Consider the following 15,141-nt stretch of genomic DNA (forward strand, 5'->3'; position numbering starts at 1 on the left):
GCTTTTGAAAAGTTGTCAGGACAGCCGCTCGATAACCATGGCCATGCCCTGGCCACCCGCAACGCACATCGTCTCCAGACCGAATTGCTTGTCATGCCACTGCAATGAGTGGATGAGCGTGGTCGTGATCCGCGCGCCGGTCATCCCGTAGGGATGACCGATGGCGATGGCCCCACCGTTAACGTTCACCTTTTCGAGCGGGATGCCCAGCTCTCGGTAGGAAGGGATGACCTGCGCGGCGAAGGCTTCGTTGATCTCTACGAGATCCAGGTCCTGGGCGCTGAGCCCAGCGAGGGCCAACGCCTTCTTGCTCGCCTCGACGGGGCCGAGGCCCATGATCTCGGGGGAAAGCGCGGAGACGGCCGTTGAGACTATCCGCGCGAGGGGCGTCAGGTTCAGCTCTTTTGCCCGCTGAGCACTCATGATGACGAGGGCCGCCGCCCCGTCGTTCAGACCGCAGCAATTACCAGCCGTGACAGATCCACCCTCGCGGAAGACGGGTTCCAACCCGGCTAGTTTCTCCATCGTCGTGCCGGGACGCGGTCCGTCGTCCCGGCTGACGACGGTGCCGTTCGGAAGCGTGATGGGTGTGATGTCGAGGTCCCAGAAACCAGATAGACGCGCCTGCTCTGTCAGCGCCTGGCTCCGAAAGGCGTACTCGTCCATTTCCCGACGCGAAACGCCTCGAATGCCCGCGATGTTCTCTGCTGTCGTTCCCATATCGACAAATGCATTGGGCATGTCCCCGGTGATCCTGGGGTCAACCCAATCTCCGGACTGCGGTGTTCCGGAGGTGAAGGCACTGTTGCCGTACTGAGGGTCGTCTGGGTTTCCGTCGCGGATGCGGGAGACCATCTCGACGCCGGCGGAGATGAGCACATTGGCTTCACCCGCTCTGATGGCGTGCATGGCCATACGCGTCGTTTGCAGGCTGGACGCGCAGAACCTATTGACCGTCGTCCCGGGGATGTCGTCGTAGCCCATCAAAAGCGGAACAATTCGGCCGAGGTTGGCGCCCTGTTCCCCTCCCGGGAGGCCGCAGCCGAGGAGGAAATCCTCGACGGTGGCAGGGTCCAGCTCGGGGATCTGGGCCAGGGCGGCGATCGTGATCTGCGCGGTGAGGTCATCACCGCGGATCTCGGTCAGTGATCCCTTGAAGGCGCGACCAATCGGCGATCGAGCTGTGGCGACGATGACGGCTTCAGGCATGTTCACCGAGCGCCGTGACCATTTCTCGCAGGGTGATGAGGTGGCGCAAGTAAAAGTGAAGACCCATCTCCCAGGTGAATCCGATGCCTCCGTGAACTTGAATCGCCAGCTCGACAGCGCGGATGCTGAGGTCGAGCGAGTAGACCGCACTGCGATGTGCGTTGGCGGGATCCAGGCTGCCCCAGACGACGGCGGTTTCCGCCTGTTCGGCGTCCATGTGGGCATTCGACAAGTGGTGTTTGACAGCCTGGAACGAGCCGATCGGCTTACCGAACTGCATGCGCTGCTTGGCGTACGTCACGGCATCGGCCACGGCACGTTTGGCGATACCGCTGCCCTCCGCAGCCCACACGACAGATATTTCACGGGCGGCTTCCGCAGTGAACGTTGTGATGTGCGATGAGTGGGCTGCTCGCAGGCTGGGAGCGAAAATGTCACTGGTGAGGCTCTGCACGGCAACGAGGGAGCTCGTATCGGAGGTGAAATCAGAGACCATGTGCATGTCTGCGATCTGACCGAAAGGCACCATCCCGGTGCCCGCGGCGAGAGCGCGTGTGGGGATGCTGAAGGTGACGGGACCATCGTGCTCGGCTGCGAGGGCGGAGTGGCGCTTCGCCATGATCGTGGTCAGCAGAGGGAGCTGAACGGTGATTTCGCCCCAGGCCTTGGCGATTTCCACAAGGTCGCGAAGGGTCGCGGACTCGTCGTCCTCGATGACGCCGACAAGGTCCCAGCCGGCATCAGAAATGTCGCTCCAGGCGAGAGGGGATTGCCCTTCGATATAGGAGGAGATGTTCGCCTGGTCCGTGGCCTTGACGAGGGCTGAATGGATCGCTCCGGCGGCAAGCAGACCGATCTCGCCCGGACGCGTGGTGAGAAGTGTCATCGCGGCAACCCCAATACTCGTTCGCTGATAATGTTTCGCTGGATTTCATTGCTTCCCGAATAGATCGAGGAGGCGCGGGTTTCGAGATACTGCAGACGCCAGTGATCCGATGTTTCGGGGGTCATGTTCTCGAGTCCGAGAATGGAGGTTTCTTGCCACAGCTCGCTCCACAGCAGCTTCAAAATGGATGTCGCCCGGAAGAAATCCGGTGAGTCGAGCTCAAGATCAACCGCTTTGGAGACCTGCCAGTGGACCAGTTCGACCCGAATGTCCAACTCGTCGAGTTGCTTTCGCAGGTCTGGCCGGTCACCGAGCGTCGCGAGCAGGAGATCCATGTCGGAGCGAATCTCGACATAGCGGCTTGTCGCTTCGACGCCTCCGCGTTCATTCATCAGGGTCGTCATGGCGACTTTCCACCCTGAGCCTTCCGTGGAGACCCGGTCGGCGTCGGCGACAAAGACGTCATCGAACTGGACCTCGGCAAAGTGTGTCAGTCCGGAGGCTTGTTTGATCGGGCTGATGTTCACGCCGGGCTGCTTCATATCCAGCAGGAACATGGTGAGATTCTTGTGGCGGGGCGCGCTCGGATCTGTCTGGGCCAGAAGGAGGCAACGATGGGCCATCTTGGCGAAGCTGGTCCAGGTCTTCCTGCCCGAGATGAGATATCCGCCGTCGACTTTGACTGCTCGGCAAGATACGCCGGCGAGGTCTGATCCGGCATTGGGCTCGGAGAATCCCTGGCACCAGATTTCATCCCCGTTGAGGATCTTCGGCAGGAAGCGCGCAAGTTGCTCATCCGTTCCGTGGCCGATCAGGCTGGGTGCCGTCAGGATGCGGCCGATGCGGGCCAGCCCGTCGGGGGCCTGAGCCTGGGCGGCGAGATCGTGGAAGATCACCTCTTCAACCATGGAGAGCCCCTGGCCACCGAATTCCTTAGGCAGGGAGAGTCCGGCAAACCCGCCGCGGTGAAGCTGACGGTCCCACTCGTGTCGGATCTCGTCCGTTTCCTTCTCGCTCAAGCTGCCTCTGTGTTCCCTCCAACGCGCGGGGACGTTCTCTTGGAGCCACACGCGGGCGGCGCTGGTGAACACTTCCCTCGCATTGCGCTCTTGTGTGGTGGGCATTTCTACTCCTTATAATTCAGCCAAACGATTGTTTGAATATTACACCCGGATTTCCTCCCGTGACTAGTGCTGCGGAGAAACCTGGGAAATTGTTCGGCCCTGACGGTTGTGGTTATTGCGGAACAATCGCGAGAGGCCGAATGGGGGAGCCGGTTCCTCCGCCGATGCGCAGTGGTGTTGCGATGAATGTGAATTCAGAGACGCCTGCCTTGCCCAGTTCTTCGAGGTCCATGGATTCCATGATGGGAATTCCCATTTCAACCAGGTTGTGAACGTGCACGGGCAGGTTGATGATGGCGGAAGAAGGCTTGTGCTCGTAATTCATGGTGTCGGATCCCGTTGCGAGAATGCCTTTCGCACTGAGCCATTGAGCGCCCTCGAGGGTTACTCCGGGCAGTCCCGTTGACAGCCCGATGTAGCGTTCGGAATCCGCCCAGTACTTCATCCAACCCGTGCGGATGAGCACGATTGATCCGGGGATGGGGAGAGTGCGACCGGTGAACCACTGCTCCAGTTCCCTGGGGCCGAAGCTGTCGGCCGGGGTGAGGTCGCGACCAAAGAGCTCAGGGCCGTTGACAAGGTAGCCCGGCCCAATGATTGGTGGCATCTCCTCGATGCTGCCGGCGTCGAGGCCGCCCAGCCCTTCGGCGCCCATGAGTACGTCGCGACACCCAAAGGTCATGCCGTCTTTTGACACATGACCGAGGGCGTCAATGTGCGTGCCGACGTGAGCGCCCATGGCGATCATCTCCATCGCGGCAGAGACGCCGTCACGGTATCCGTGCCCGCCATGCGTTTTGGCCATGGCGAAAGAGTAGGGCGGGTGGTGAGGGTGTCGAGCCATACCGTTTTCCAGACGTACCGCAAGGTCGAAGACGCGAACTCGTCCTTTCAGCGTGATGTCGAGTTCGGTATCGAGAAATGATCCGGACCAGTGGGTCATGGGGTGGTCTCCGTTTCGGCAGTAGGGAGGAATTGAGAGATCTCGATTTCCTCGGTGAGAGTGGTTGTGAAATATATTCTTCCGTCGGTGACAACCCGACTCAAGTGTCCCCAGGCCAGCAGGAGATGGGCGTAGGCAACGACGCGCGACACAACGAATCCGAACCAAGTCGAACCGGGGTCGGATCGGCTCAGCTGGGAAACCAGTTCCCTGGCGGACTGAGGTTCGTGGGCCGCCTTCAGTAATCGGTTGCAGACCTCGGTGTGTTTCGTCGCCTGTCTGGCGAGTGCGGCGGCAACGCCCCTGAAGGGCTCCTCGTGTCCGGGGAGGATGAGCGTGTCTTCGGGGATGGACCGTCGGATGAGGTCCATGGATGCAATGAACCCAGCGTAGGGATTTGCGTCGGGCTGATCGGACATGACGGCGACGGGAGGCACGAGCCGGTCCGACAGTTGGTCTCCACAGATGAATATGTGGTCTTCGGAACAGTGCAGGCCAGATGCAAGAGGGGAGTGCCCGGATAGCGGGAGGATTTGAAACGTCCGTTTCCCCACTCTCACCGGATCACGAGGTCCGATCGGAATGTAGGTTTCGGGAAGGGGGGAGATCATGGACATGTTCTGAAAGCCTTCAGCAAGCCATCGGTCAAGCACCGGGAGGGCGGCGCCATGGGCCAGCAGGTAACGCCGCTCCCGGGCGTCGCGAGCGTGACGTGTCTGATCCGCTTGACTCGCTCCGCGCTGGTGCTCCTCGTCACTGATCAGCAGGGTTGCTCCGGTGCGGCGAGCGAGCCAGCCGGCCATTCCGAGGTGATCGTTGTGCCAGTGCGTGACGAGAATACGAGTGATCGGCTTGGACGACAGCGGTCCGGAGATGAGGGCAAGCCAACTCTCTCGGCTGGCCGTGCTGTCGACTCCGGTGTCGACAACGAGCCAACCGTCACCGTCGTCCAGAACATAGATGTTGACGTGGTGGGGGGCGTAGTGAAGGGGAAGGCGCCCCCAGGCGATGCCGGGAGCGATCGGAGTGAGTTCACCGTCGCAGGGCACAGCAAAGATGTCGGGCGCAGGTGCTGAGTCATGCACGGGTCCTCCTGAAGTGATGGCGTGAAAGACAGCTTGACCCAGGGATGTGCTATCCGTCAATCGTTTGTTTGATTAAGTGTAGAGTCCATCGGCTTCTCCCCCGAAAGATGCCGGGAAAAGAATTCTCTTGACTCCTATAAGAGGGGGTGGTAAAAAATAAATCAACCAATCGTTTGCTTGAGCAACTGGATGGTTGTCGCTTATCCCACAGCATCCTCACCCCCATCGGGGAACGAGCGACATGACTCAAACCTCGCGGTTCGGCCCGCACCACATTTCAGCTCAAGGAGGAGCTCAATTGATCAATTTCCGTAAATCCACCCAGAAGCTGGGGGTCGTGGCTGCTGTCGCCGTCGCCGCCCTCATGCTGTCCGCTTGTAGTTCCGGTTCCGCCGCCGATGGCAGCGCGTCCGTGGCTGGCGCAGCGGTCGGCACCCCCATCAAGACAGTGACGGTGGCTGCCGCCGACTGGAACGGCCCGACGTACGAGAACATCTTCGTGGCCGCAAAGGCATACGAAAAGTGGATCAACGACCAGGGTGGTATCGCCGGACACCCGCTCGAAATCACCGTGTGCGATGACAAGGGTGACCCTACGCTCACCGCCGCTTGTGCGCGTGACGCTATCGCCGCGGGTGCCATCGCCGATGTGGGTTCCTTCAGCTACAACGCATACGTCAACGTCCCCATCTATAGTGCCGCGAGCATGGCCATCCTAGGCGCGTGCTGCAACCTTGCCGCCGCTGAGTACACGAGTCCGAATACATTTCAGATGGGCAACAACCCGGTGCTGAACCCCGCCGGTGTTGCTCGTGCGGTTCAGGACGGGTGCGAGGACATCGCGGTTCTTGAGCTGGACATCCCGGGCGTCACCGACGACACGAACATCATTTTCAGCAATATCGCCAAGGCGTACGGCTACGAGAAGGAACTCAAATTCATTCGCGTTCCCCTCACCGCCACCGACTACAGTTCCGTTGTCGCCCAGGCCACTGACGGCACTGACTGCATCAGTATGTTCCTCGGAGAGAACAACATCTCGGGCATGATGGCGCCGTTCGCTCAGTCCGGCGGAACGCAGACTCTGTACGGAGCACAGGGAAACCTGAACGCCGTTTCGACCAAGGGCTATGAAGAGCTTGCCGGCGTCAAGAACAGCGTTGTAACCGGTGCTTACATGCCTTTGAACGACGCCGTCTGGGACGACTTCCGTGGAGCGCTCACGGCCAACGACGCTCCGGACACGTTCGACTACAGCTCCCTGGGAGCCTTGTCAGCTTGGTCTGGATACAGCGCCTTCACACAGATCGCCGAGTCGATCACGGGGGACATCACGCCGGAGAGCTTCCTCGCAGCCGCTTCGACAGCCGTTGTGGACAACGGCGGCATGACCCCGGCCATCGACTTCTCCAAGACCTGGGATGCCTTCGACGGCCAGTACGCACGGGCCTTCAGCCGGCAGGTGACCTATATGAAGATCGACGGCACTCCTGTTGACGGTGGCGGATGGATTGACCTTTCTGGGCCCATGCAGGGACTGGCACCGTAACGCGCGGGGCATCGTTTGCCGATGAACCGGCGAACGACAAGTTGTAACGAAACATAGCCACGGGGCCTTCGCTCGGAGTCGATCAGTCAGAAATGATTGCTTCTCCGAATCAGCGAGGGCCCTCCGTGCATCAGCCCTCAACGATAGGAAGTAGTGAAATGAATCGTCTACAAGGCAAAGTCGCACTCATTACCGGGGCAGCTCGCGGCATGGGCGCAGAGCATGCACGCCTCTTCAGCGAGGAAGGCGCACGCATTGTCATCGGCGACATCCTCGACGCTGAGGGGCAGGCCCTTTCTGCCGAGCTGGGAGACAACGTTGTCTACGTTCATCTGGACGTGACGAAACCGGACGACTGGATCCACGCGGTCGACACGGCCGTCCAGCGATTCGGTGGCCTTGACATCCTCGTGAACAACGCGGGCATCGCAGAGTTCGCGCCCATCGCGGAGACCTCCATGGCCTTGTGGGATCGAACCCTCGCGGTGAACCTCACTGGCCCGTTCCGCGGAGTCATGGCAGCCCTGTCCGAACTGAAGAAATCAGGACGTGCGTCCATCATTAACCTGTCCTCGACGGCAGGCTTTGTCGGCTACGAAGGCCTCAGCGTCTACAACGCCTCCAAATTCGGAGTCCGTGGACTGACGAAATCCATGGCCCTGGACCTGGCAAAGCACGGTATCCGCGTGAACTCGGTACATCCTGGCGTCATCAAGACCCCGCTGTCGGAGGGACTCAGTGAGAGCCCCAGCCATGTGGCCATGCGCCGTATGGGCGAGCCACGAGAGGTCTCCTATCTTGTGCTCTTTCTTGCCAGCGATGAGGCTTCGTTCTGCACGGGCGCTGAATACCTTGCTGACGGCGGGGAAATCGCCGGCCTAGCTAACAACGCCATCTTGTCGCGCCACACCGTCTGACGGCCGCACGCGGGTGCGCTCAAGCCAGACAAAAGTCGAAAAACACGAATGTTGAAGGAGCAGAACCATGGCACGTTTAGCTGGAAAAGTTGCACTGATCAGTGGGGCCGCACAGGGAATGGGCGCCGCGCACGCGCGCACCATGATTCGGGAAGGAGCCCGTGTCGTGCTCGGTGACATCGGAGATGCCCAGGGTGAAGCGCTCGCCGATGAGCTCGGAGTTAATGCCAGATACGTTCATTTGGATGTCACCGACTCTGAGGACTGGGACCGGGCCGTTGCGGTCGCGGTTGAGAGCTTCGGGGGACTGGACATCCTGGTGAACAACGCCGGAATCGCGGAATTCGTGAGCCTGGAAGACACGACGATGGAGCTGTGGGACCGGACGATCGCAATCAACCTCACCGGTGCTTTTCGGGGGATCCAGGCGGCCCTGCCCGCACTGAAGGAATCCGAGCACGCATCCATCATCAATATCTCCTCAATCGCCGGATTCGTCGGGTTTGAGGGTTTGGGCGTCTATAACGCTTCGAAGTTCGCTCTGCGCGGGCTGACCAAGTCGGTGGCCCTTGACCTCGCGGCCGATGGTATCCGAGTGAACTCGGTGCACCCCGGTGCTGTCAGGACACCGATGACTGTGGGACTGAGCCTTAACCCCAGCAACACGGCCATGCATAGACTAGGAGAGCCTGAAGAAGTCTCCAATCTCGTTCTCTTTCTCGCGAGTGATGAATCTTCGTTCTGTACCGGAGCGGAGTACCTGGCTGACGGTGGCGAAGCAGCGGGCCTTTCCAATCTCATACCTCTGTCGCGGGTTGTCGTCTAATCCGGCACGTTAGCCACGGGACCTGCTGGCTGGACTTCCCTAGGCAAAGTCGACGCGCGCCGATCATCTCCGATCCGTTCAGCGCGCCCGAGGTGAACGAGACCTGAGCGGCGATCGTGGAGGCGATGCTGGGCACCTCGGCTGGGATCGGCGAGGTGCCCGCCATCTGATACGAAGTTGATTCCAAGCGAGGTCTCTGATTCGTCCGCATATGATTTCAACAAATCGAAACCGCTAAACAATCAGGTCGTCGGCGGCCTCTGCCCGGTTGGACTGGAGAAGCCCAAGAACACGTCAGTGAGCAGCCACGTATGGCGTCGGCACCGGGAGGCTGGCTTCCTCGCGGACCCGGCGAGAGAAACGCTCTATCGACTTAAGGGCCGAAACAACATCGGCCGGCCGCACGTCGAAAGGCATCGCGTGAATGGTCTCGCCTTTCTCGGTAGCCGCACTGGCGACCAATGCGAGCTCCTGGGAGCTTTCCACCGTCAGCCCGACTTCGGTGAGAGTTGTGGGGAGACCCACTCGAGTGGTGAACTCGATGAAATCACGGATGTCGCCGGTCGGTGCCCCTTCAAGTACCAGCTGCGTGAGTGAACCGATGTTGACCTTCTGCCCATGAGCCAGTCCATGTGTTTGCGGTACCGCCGTCAGCCCGTTGTGGATGGCGTGGGCTGCGGCTAGACCACCGGACTCGAACCCCATGCCCGAAAGCAGAGTATTCGCCTCGATGACTTTCTCGACTGCCGGGGTTACGAGGTGATCGCGTACAGCGTCGAGAGCTGGCAGCGCGTTATCCCAAAGGACATCCCAGCTAAGTCGGGCCAGGGCGGTGCCGGTGAGGGTAGGAAGGCCCCCGGCCATCGTCAGCGAGTTTGAAGCTGCCGTTGCCCGTGCCTCAAGCCAGGTGGCCAAAGCGTCGCCAACTCCCGCTGCGAGAAAGGCCGCCGGGGCGTTGGCAATAATCTGCGAATCGACAAGGACGAGGTCCGGGTTGCGAGGAAAGAAGCGGTACTCCTCGAATGCACCTTCTTCGGTGTAAACCACGGCCAAGGCGGAAGTCGGCGCATCCGTGGAAGCGACCGTTGGTACGGTCACCCACCGGATACCTGCGAGAAATCCGGATGCTTTGACCGCGTCGATCGTACTTCCGCCGCCGACGGCGACGACGACGTTCGCATTCGTGCTCTTGATCACGGCAACGAGGCGATTGATCTCTCTTGCAGACGGGATTCCACGGAACGTTTCTCGGGTGACAGGCAGCCCAACCGTCTTCAAGGATGAGGTTACATCGTGCCCCACGAAACCCCAGACGGCATCATCGGAAACGATCAGGGGTGTGTCTCCGATGGGTGCGAGGAACTCGCCCAGACGGGAAATGGCTCCCGGCCCTTGGACGTAGCGCCCCGGGCTGATGACTGTGCGGATGGGACTTATTGGGGACATGTGGGGCTCCTTGACGTCGTTGTCGATGCAGGCCAAATGGCGGTCCCGGAGCCTTTTTTCTGAACCCCGGTGTGACGAGAGTATTAGGCCGATGGAGTTCCGAGTGATGGCGACTATCTCAACTTGAGACGGGCACTGCGCGTTGTTGCAGCCCCGTGGTTTCGTCCAGTCGGGAGCGTGGACCCGATTTATACGATTGTGTCGTCTCGGATCATGGTGGAGAGGACGTCGCAGCGGCGGCGGGCTCCGGAATGAAGGCTTGGCTGTGATGTTTGCCTTGGGCGATCTTTCGGGTGCAGCAATTGCGTGAGACTGGTGCGTTGAGCGCGGCGAATGCGGCGAGAAACAGCGCGCGGTTGAGGCCTACGTTGCCTTGTCTCGAGGGATGTTGTTCAGTCGTGGCGGGGGAGTTGAATTCCGTATTGCGCCAGTTTGCGGTACACGGTGGCGCGACTCATTCCCAGCTCGGCCGCCGCACCTTCTGAGGTGGCACCGGGTCTACTGAGCACGCGCACGATCTCGTCGCGCTCAAACGCCTTGATGCGCGAAAGGTGCTGGCCGCGGGACAGTATCTGTGGCGGAAGGTGGCGCACGTCGACTAAATCGGTGCGGCTCGCGGCCTCTCTGACGGCCTGAGCGAGTTCCTCGACGTTTCCCGGCCAGGCGTAGTCGGTGAGCGCGCGTGAAGCGGCGGTGGTGAAATCGACCTCGCGGCGGCGTGCCCGCCAGGCTAGATGGTTGGCGAGGGGGAGGATGTCGGCCGCCCGCTCACGCAGCGGAGGCACCTGCACCACCGTTTCGACAAGGGTGCGAAGTGGCAGCGGAATGGCATCGAAATGCTCTGCGGACACTGGGCAGGCAGCCGCGTCGGAGGTGCGCTCGCCGACCAGCATCGCGCGCAGGTGCTCGGCGGCGGGAGAGGAGAGATCATCAACGTCGCACAGCACGAACCCGGTGTTGGGACGGCTGAGCTCGGGTGTCCAGACCGAGAACCACGAATCCGTGTCGCGCGGCGCTGGGGCGCGTACGGCAAACAGCCGGTCGTGAGGGTACACCTGCCGAACGGCTTGGGCCAATAGCGTAGCTCGTCCCGAACCTCGCTCGCCCACCGCTGCAACCATACGGCCCGCGGTGAGGGCTTCGACGGTGCGGGTGACGGCATTGTTCCAGGCGTCCGACAGGTCGCGCAGTGGAGCGTTCCCCGACTGCTCCCGTAGACCCTCGATGCGAAAGACCTGGCCGCGCGATACCCGCCGCGGGTGGTGGCCCTGCGAGCGAGCGAGCATGAGGTTCGCGGTCGACGTGGCAGCCGTCTGCGCCAGCGCGAGCAGCAGGTCAGAGCCTTTCTCCGACCAGGTCGTCAGGTTCACCGCCCCCTCGAGCCGACCGCTCACCGGGTCGAAAACCGGGGCAGCGGCACAGCTGTACAGGCGCAGGCTCAGCGTGTAATGGTCTTCCGCGCGCACGAGGGTGGGTACTCGATCGGCGAGGGCGAGGCCGAGGCCGTTAGTGCCCGCCTGCCGCTCGGAGTATGAGAATCCTGGTGCTAAGTGCACATCGTCGAGCGCGAGCAGCGGCTGGCGGTCTCCGCTGAGTCGGTTGAGCACGAGTCCGTCCGCATCGGTGAGCATGAGTCCGACCGGTTCGGACGAGAGGGTGTCGTGCAGTTCTGTCAGGACCTCACGCCCACACTCGACGAACAGCGATTCGTCGTCGTACGTGCCCGAAAACATGGGCTGGACGTCGTCAAGGGAGACGCCGTAGTCTTCACTGCGCCGCCACGAAGCGAGAAGGCGAGGGGAGATCGCCGCCATCGGTGCGTTATGCACGTGTGCACGGGAAGGAAGATCGTGAGCGTCCATCAGCACCTTTGCGGTAGTCGGTCACCATCAGTTTAGGTCTTCCCGTCACCGGGGTGCCCCGACCGATCTCAGAATGAGACGGCGCCATCGCTCCGCTCCGGCAAGCGCGCGTTACCGTGACGTAGGTAATCACGATTCCCGCATGCAGCAAAGGAGCAGGTATGTATCAGAAGGATGGCGAGAGCTACTTTATTGTCGACGCCCATGTGGCGCTCTGGGACGCGCGCCCTGAGAATCAGCGCAACATCCACGGCAAGCAGTTCATCGACTGCTTCTACGATTACCACGCCAACCTGTCCCCAGCTTCGGAGAAGTGGCCATATGAGGAGTACCTCTATCAGGGCGGCGAGCGTTTCATCAAGGACATTTTCACCGACGGCTACGTCGACCACGCCATTTTCCAGCCTGCCCGCCTCGGCGAGTTCTACAAGACCGGCTTCGGGCAGACCGAAGAAGCGTTCGCGCTCACCCAGGCCAACCCTGGGCGGCTCACCTACAATCACAATTTCGACCCACGCAACGGCGAGGCCGGCCTGGACCAGCTGCGCGCCGACGCCGAGCGTTTCAACTTGAAGGGTGTGAAACTTTACACCGCCGAGTGGCACGGTGACTCCCGGGGCTACAAGCTCAACGACCCCTGGACCTACCGTTACTTCGAGTTGTGCCGCGAGCTCGGCATCCGCAACATCCATGTGCACAAGGGGCCGACAATCCGCCCACTCGATCGAGATGCCTTCGACGTGGCCGATGTCGACCACGCAGCGACCGACTTCACCGACCTCAATTTCATCGTCGAGCATGTGGGCCTGCCCCGCCTCGAAGATTTCTGCTGGATAGCCACGCAGGAGCCTAATGTGCACGGGGGGCTTGCAGTAGCGATGCCGTTCATTCACACGCGCCCGCGCTACTTCGCCCAGATCATGGGGGAGTTGATCTATTGGATTGGCGAAGACCGCATCCAGTTCTCCTCCGACTACGCGCTGTGGACCCCGCGCTGGCTTATCGAAGCCTTCGTGGACTTTCAGATCCCGGAGGACATGACGGAGTACGCTCCCATCACGATCGAGCAGAAGCGAAAGATCCTCGGGCTTAATGCGGCGAAGATGTACGACATTCCGGTGCCGGTCGAACTGCAGTTGCCGAGTGCAGATGAGACGGCAACGGGACCGCGCCAGCCCGAACGGGCCGATCTGGCTGCAGTGTGATGGGTACCACGACGATGTCAGCCGCAGTGGCGGCCACTCTGCACTGGGAGGCAGGGGCACCAGAGCCGCTCACGGAGGGCGACGTGCTGCGGGCTTTGGATTCGGTCATCGACCCTGAGCTCGACGAGCCCATCACCGACCTCGGATTCGTGCGCTCGGTGACGCTGACGGGTGCGAGCGTTGAGGTTCACCTGCGTCTGCCCACGTCATTCTGCGCACCGAACTTCGCCTATTTGATGGCGTCGGACGCCAAGGACGTGCTCACAGCACTGCGCAATGTCGGGGTGGTGACAGTCGAGCTCGACGACCATCATGACTCCGACATCATCAACAGCGGACTGGCAGCGAACGCTGGCTACAAGGGAACGTTCCTGCACGAGGCAGAGAGTGATCTCGATGAATTGCGGGCCACGTTTCAGCGCAAGGCCCACACCGCGGCGATGGAACGCTCGCTCACCGCGTTCCTGCGCGCTCGGCCTGAACTCGCCGAGACGGCGGTCGCGAACGTGGTGTTGGGCGATTTGCCCGACGACTCGGCGAAGGCTGCCTTGCTGAGGCGGCGGGCGACGATCGGCCTGAGCACCGTCGATTCCGCATCGGTACTGGTTGACGACAGTGGATCACCCTACCCTGCAGTATCCGTTGCTCTCGCCCTTCGCCGGGCTCGCTCGACTCGTATCTCGATCGACGGCAACGCTCATTTCTGTCGGGGTTTGCTCGCAACGCGGTATCCGGGCTCCGAGGTCGATCAAGTACCCAGGGCAGAAGAGAATTTCTTTCCCGTGTCTTCAGTCATCCGCACGCACAAAAGGAAAATTGCATGAGCACCATGAGAGCCGTTCAGGTCGTCGACTACCACCAAAACCTTGTAATGACCGAGGTTCCAAAACCTCAGATCACCGGTCCGTTCGACGTGATCGTGAGGATCGGAGGCGCAGGGGTGTGCCGCACGGACCTGCACATCCTCGAGGGACAATGGGAGCAGAAGTCAGGAATCACCCTCCCGTACACGATCGGCCACGAGAACGCAGGATGGGTCGACGAGATCGGCAGTGCGGTGACGAATGTGGCTGTCGGCGACAAAGTGATCGTGCATCCGCTCATCACCTGCGGGTTTTGTCGTGCGTGCCGATCCGGTGACGACGTACATTGCACCGCGAGCGCTTTTCCAGGGATCGACACCCACGGCGGCTACGCCGAGTACCTGAAGACCTCGGCTCGTAGCATCGTGCCTATCGCTGATTCACTCGAACCGGCGGATGTTGCAGCGCTCGCCGACGCGGGCCTCACTGCCTATCACGCAGCGGCCAAGGCCGCCCGGCACCTGCGCCCCGCCGATCGGTGCGTCATCATTGGGGCGGGCGGGCTCGGGCACATCGGCATCCAGGTGCTGAAGGCGCTCACGGCGTCGGAGCTGATCGTCGTCGACCGTAACCCGGCCGCGCTCGAACTCGCGATGTCGCTTGGTGCCGACCACGGGGTGATTGCCGACGGATCACACGTCGATCGCGTTCTTGAACTGACCGGTGGCGCCGGGGCTGAGGCCGTGATGGACTTCGTCGGCGAGGGCGGATCGACAGCGGAGGGCATTCGCATGCTGCGCCAAGCCGGCGACTACTACGTCGTGGGCTACGGCGAGAACATCGACGTGCCCACGATCGACATCATTTCGAGCGAGATCAACTTCATCGGCAACCTCGTGGGTAGCTACACTGACCTCACCGAGCTGATGGTGCTTGCTGCACGAGGCCAAGTCACACTGCACACGACGTCCTACGCTCTCGACGACTTCCAGCAAGCTGTCGACGACCTCGGGGCCGGGCGCGTGCGCGGGCGCGCCATACTCATCCCCTGACACCGGGTGGGATGTAATGGGCGCGGTTTCACTACTGTCGGGCGATCGCGAGCACATCGCTGTCGACCGTCGCAAGCCAGGTTGCGCGCTGCAGAGAGACGAGATGCTCCAGATGGGCGGCAGTCTCGGCCAGAGTGGCTTTTTAGCCGTGTGGATCCAGGCTCTCCGGCAGCGTGAACGGGTGATTCTCTGCTTCATTTTCCACAGGCTGAGTGAGGGAAGTGTTCCAGCGTT

At 61.3% G+C, this 15,141-nt stretch carries 13 protein-coding genes and 1 pseudogene; 6 read left to right on the top strand and 8 right to left on the bottom strand.

Features of this window, described 5'->3' with window-relative positions:
- Positions 1 to 15: 15 nt before the first annotated feature.
- From E3T46_RS16210 to E3T46_RS16230, 5 genes are all read right to left on the bottom strand, one after another.
- On the bottom strand, positions 16 to 1,209 hold the full coding sequence (locus E3T46_RS16210; RefSeq protein ID WP_134579340.1) for an acetyl-CoA C-acetyltransferase: 1,194 nt from the start codon (positions 1,207 to 1,209) through the stop codon (positions 16 to 18).
- Complete coding sequence (locus tag E3T46_RS16215; RefSeq protein ID WP_134579341.1) at positions 1,202 to 2,095, bottom strand: acyl-CoA dehydrogenase family protein; 894 nt, start codon at positions 2,093 to 2,095, stop codon at positions 1,202 to 1,204. Before E3T46_RS16215 ends, E3T46_RS16210 begins: the two co-directional genes overlap by 8 nt.
- Positions 2,092 to 3,219, bottom strand: coding sequence for an acyl-CoA dehydrogenase family protein (locus tag E3T46_RS16220; RefSeq protein WP_134579342.1), 1,128 nt, complete (start codon positions 3,217 to 3,219; stop codon positions 2,092 to 2,094). The genes E3T46_RS16215 and E3T46_RS16220 overlap by 4 nt, the downstream gene beginning before the upstream one ends.
- Before the next feature lie 112 nt (positions 3,220 to 3,331).
- Complete coding sequence (locus E3T46_RS16225) at positions 3,332 to 4,162, bottom strand: cyclase family protein (RefSeq protein WP_092448058.1); 831 nt, start codon at positions 4,160 to 4,162, stop codon at positions 3,332 to 3,334.
- Positions 4,159 to 5,247 carry an MBL fold metallo-hydrolase gene (locus E3T46_RS16230; protein WP_166790312.1) on the bottom strand — a complete coding sequence of 363 codons (1,089 nt, stop codon included), beginning with the start codon at positions 5,245 to 5,247 and terminating at the stop codon, positions 4,159 to 4,161. The genes E3T46_RS16225 and E3T46_RS16230 overlap by 4 nt, the downstream gene beginning before the upstream one ends.
- 298 nt (positions 5,248 to 5,545) lie before the next feature.
- Here E3T46_RS16230 and E3T46_RS16235 point away from each other — a divergent pair, with 298 nt between their 5' ends.
- The 3 genes from E3T46_RS16235 (at position 5,546) to E3T46_RS16245 (ending at position 8,539) form a co-directional block, all read left to right on the top strand.
- Positions 5,546 to 6,796, top strand: a complete 1,251-nt coding sequence (locus E3T46_RS16235; RefSeq protein ID WP_166790313.1) for an ABC transporter substrate-binding protein — start codon at positions 5,546 to 5,548, stop codon at positions 6,794 to 6,796.
- 158 nt (positions 6,797 to 6,954) lie between these two features.
- Positions 6,955 to 7,713, top strand: coding sequence for a glucose 1-dehydrogenase (locus tag E3T46_RS16240; protein ID WP_092448061.1), 759 nt, complete (start codon positions 6,955 to 6,957; stop codon positions 7,711 to 7,713).
- Between the two features lie 67 nt (positions 7,714 to 7,780).
- A complete protein-coding gene (locus E3T46_RS16245; RefSeq protein ID WP_134579345.1) occupies positions 7,781 to 8,539 on the top strand; it encodes an SDR family oxidoreductase in 759 nt (252 codons plus the stop codon).
- 294 nt (positions 8,540 to 8,833) lie between these two features.
- Here E3T46_RS16245 and E3T46_RS16250 read toward each other — a convergent pair whose 3' ends face one another.
- From E3T46_RS16250 to E3T46_RS16255, 3 genes and pseudogenes are all read right to left on the bottom strand, one after another.
- The gene (locus E3T46_RS16250; protein ID WP_134579434.1) at positions 8,834 to 9,985 is read right to left on the bottom strand and encodes a glycerol dehydrogenase; all 1,152 of its coding nucleotides are present in this window, start codon (positions 9,983 to 9,985) and stop codon (positions 8,834 to 8,836) included.
- A gap of 188 nt (positions 9,986 to 10,173) precedes the next feature.
- Positions 10,174 to 10,376, bottom strand: a pseudogene (locus tag E3T46_RS18620) (IS110 family transposase); the annotation flags it as partial.
- A 1-nt stretch (position 10,377) separates the two neighbouring features.
- The gene (locus tag E3T46_RS16255) at positions 10,378 to 11,814 is read right to left on the bottom strand and encodes a GAF domain-containing protein (RefSeq protein ID WP_241980844.1); all 1,437 of its coding nucleotides are present in this window, start codon (positions 11,812 to 11,814) and stop codon (positions 10,378 to 10,380) included.
- 194 nt (positions 11,815 to 12,008) lie between these two features.
- On the opposite strand from E3T46_RS16255, the gene E3T46_RS16260 reads away from it, so the two are divergent.
- Genes E3T46_RS16260 through E3T46_RS16270 form a run of 3 tightly spaced genes read left to right on the top strand, consistent with a single transcriptional unit; the run spans position 12,009 to position 14,907 of the window.
- On the top strand, positions 12,009 to 13,052 hold the full coding sequence (locus tag E3T46_RS16260; RefSeq protein ID WP_134579346.1) for an amidohydrolase family protein: 1,044 nt from the start codon (positions 12,009 to 12,011) through the stop codon (positions 13,050 to 13,052).
- 14 nt (positions 13,053 to 13,066) lie between these two features.
- Positions 13,067 to 13,876 carry an iron-sulfur cluster assembly protein gene (locus E3T46_RS16265; protein WP_134579347.1) on the top strand — a complete coding sequence of 270 codons (810 nt, stop codon included), beginning with the start codon at positions 13,067 to 13,069 and terminating at the stop codon, positions 13,874 to 13,876.
- Positions 13,873 to 14,907, top strand: a complete 1,035-nt coding sequence (locus tag E3T46_RS16270) for an NAD(P)-dependent alcohol dehydrogenase (protein ID WP_198419238.1) — start codon at positions 13,873 to 13,875, stop codon at positions 14,905 to 14,907. The genes E3T46_RS16265 and E3T46_RS16270 overlap by 4 nt, the downstream gene beginning before the upstream one ends.
- Positions 14,908 to 15,141: the final 234 nt, after the last annotated feature.

This window comes from Cryobacterium sp. Hh11 (genome assembly GCF_004404045.1).
Lineage (GTDB): Bacteria > Actinomycetota > Actinomycetes > Actinomycetales > Microbacteriaceae > Cryobacterium > Cryobacterium levicorallinum.

Bases quoted from the DNA above. Each gene is read 5' to 3' on its own strand.
- E3T46_RS16270 (WP_198419238.1), top strand. From the start codon at position 13,873: ATGAGCACCATGAGAGCCGTTCAGGTCGTCGACTACCACCAAAACCTT.
- E3T46_RS16225 (WP_092448058.1), bottom strand. From the start codon at position 4,162: ATGACCCACTGGTCCGGATCATTTCTCGATACCGAACTCGACATCACG.
- E3T46_RS16265 (WP_134579347.1), top strand. From the start codon at position 13,067: ATGTCAGCCGCAGTGGCGGCCACTCTGCACTGGGAGGCAGGGGCACCA.
- E3T46_RS16260 (WP_134579346.1), top strand. From the start codon at position 12,009: ATGTATCAGAAGGATGGCGAGAGCTACTTTATTGTCGACGCCCATGTG.
- E3T46_RS16250 (WP_134579434.1), bottom strand. From the start codon at position 9,985: ATGTCCCCAATAAGTCCCATCCGCACAGTCATCAGCCCGGGGCGCTAC.
- E3T46_RS16210 (WP_134579340.1), bottom strand. From the start codon at position 1,209: ATGCCTGAAGCCGTCATCGTCGCCACAGCTCGATCGCCGATTGGTCGC.
- E3T46_RS16215 (WP_134579341.1), bottom strand. From the start codon at position 2,095: ATGACACTTCTCACCACGCGTCCGGGCGAGATCGGTCTGCTTGCCGCC.
- E3T46_RS16220 (WP_134579342.1), bottom strand. From the start codon at position 3,219: ATGCCCACCACACAAGAGCGCAATGCGAGGGAAGTGTTCACCAGCGCC.
- E3T46_RS16240 (WP_092448061.1), top strand. From the start codon at position 6,955: ATGAATCGTCTACAAGGCAAAGTCGCACTCATTACCGGGGCAGCTCGC.
- E3T46_RS16245 (WP_134579345.1), top strand. From the start codon at position 7,781: ATGGCACGTTTAGCTGGAAAAGTTGCACTGATCAGTGGGGCCGCACAG.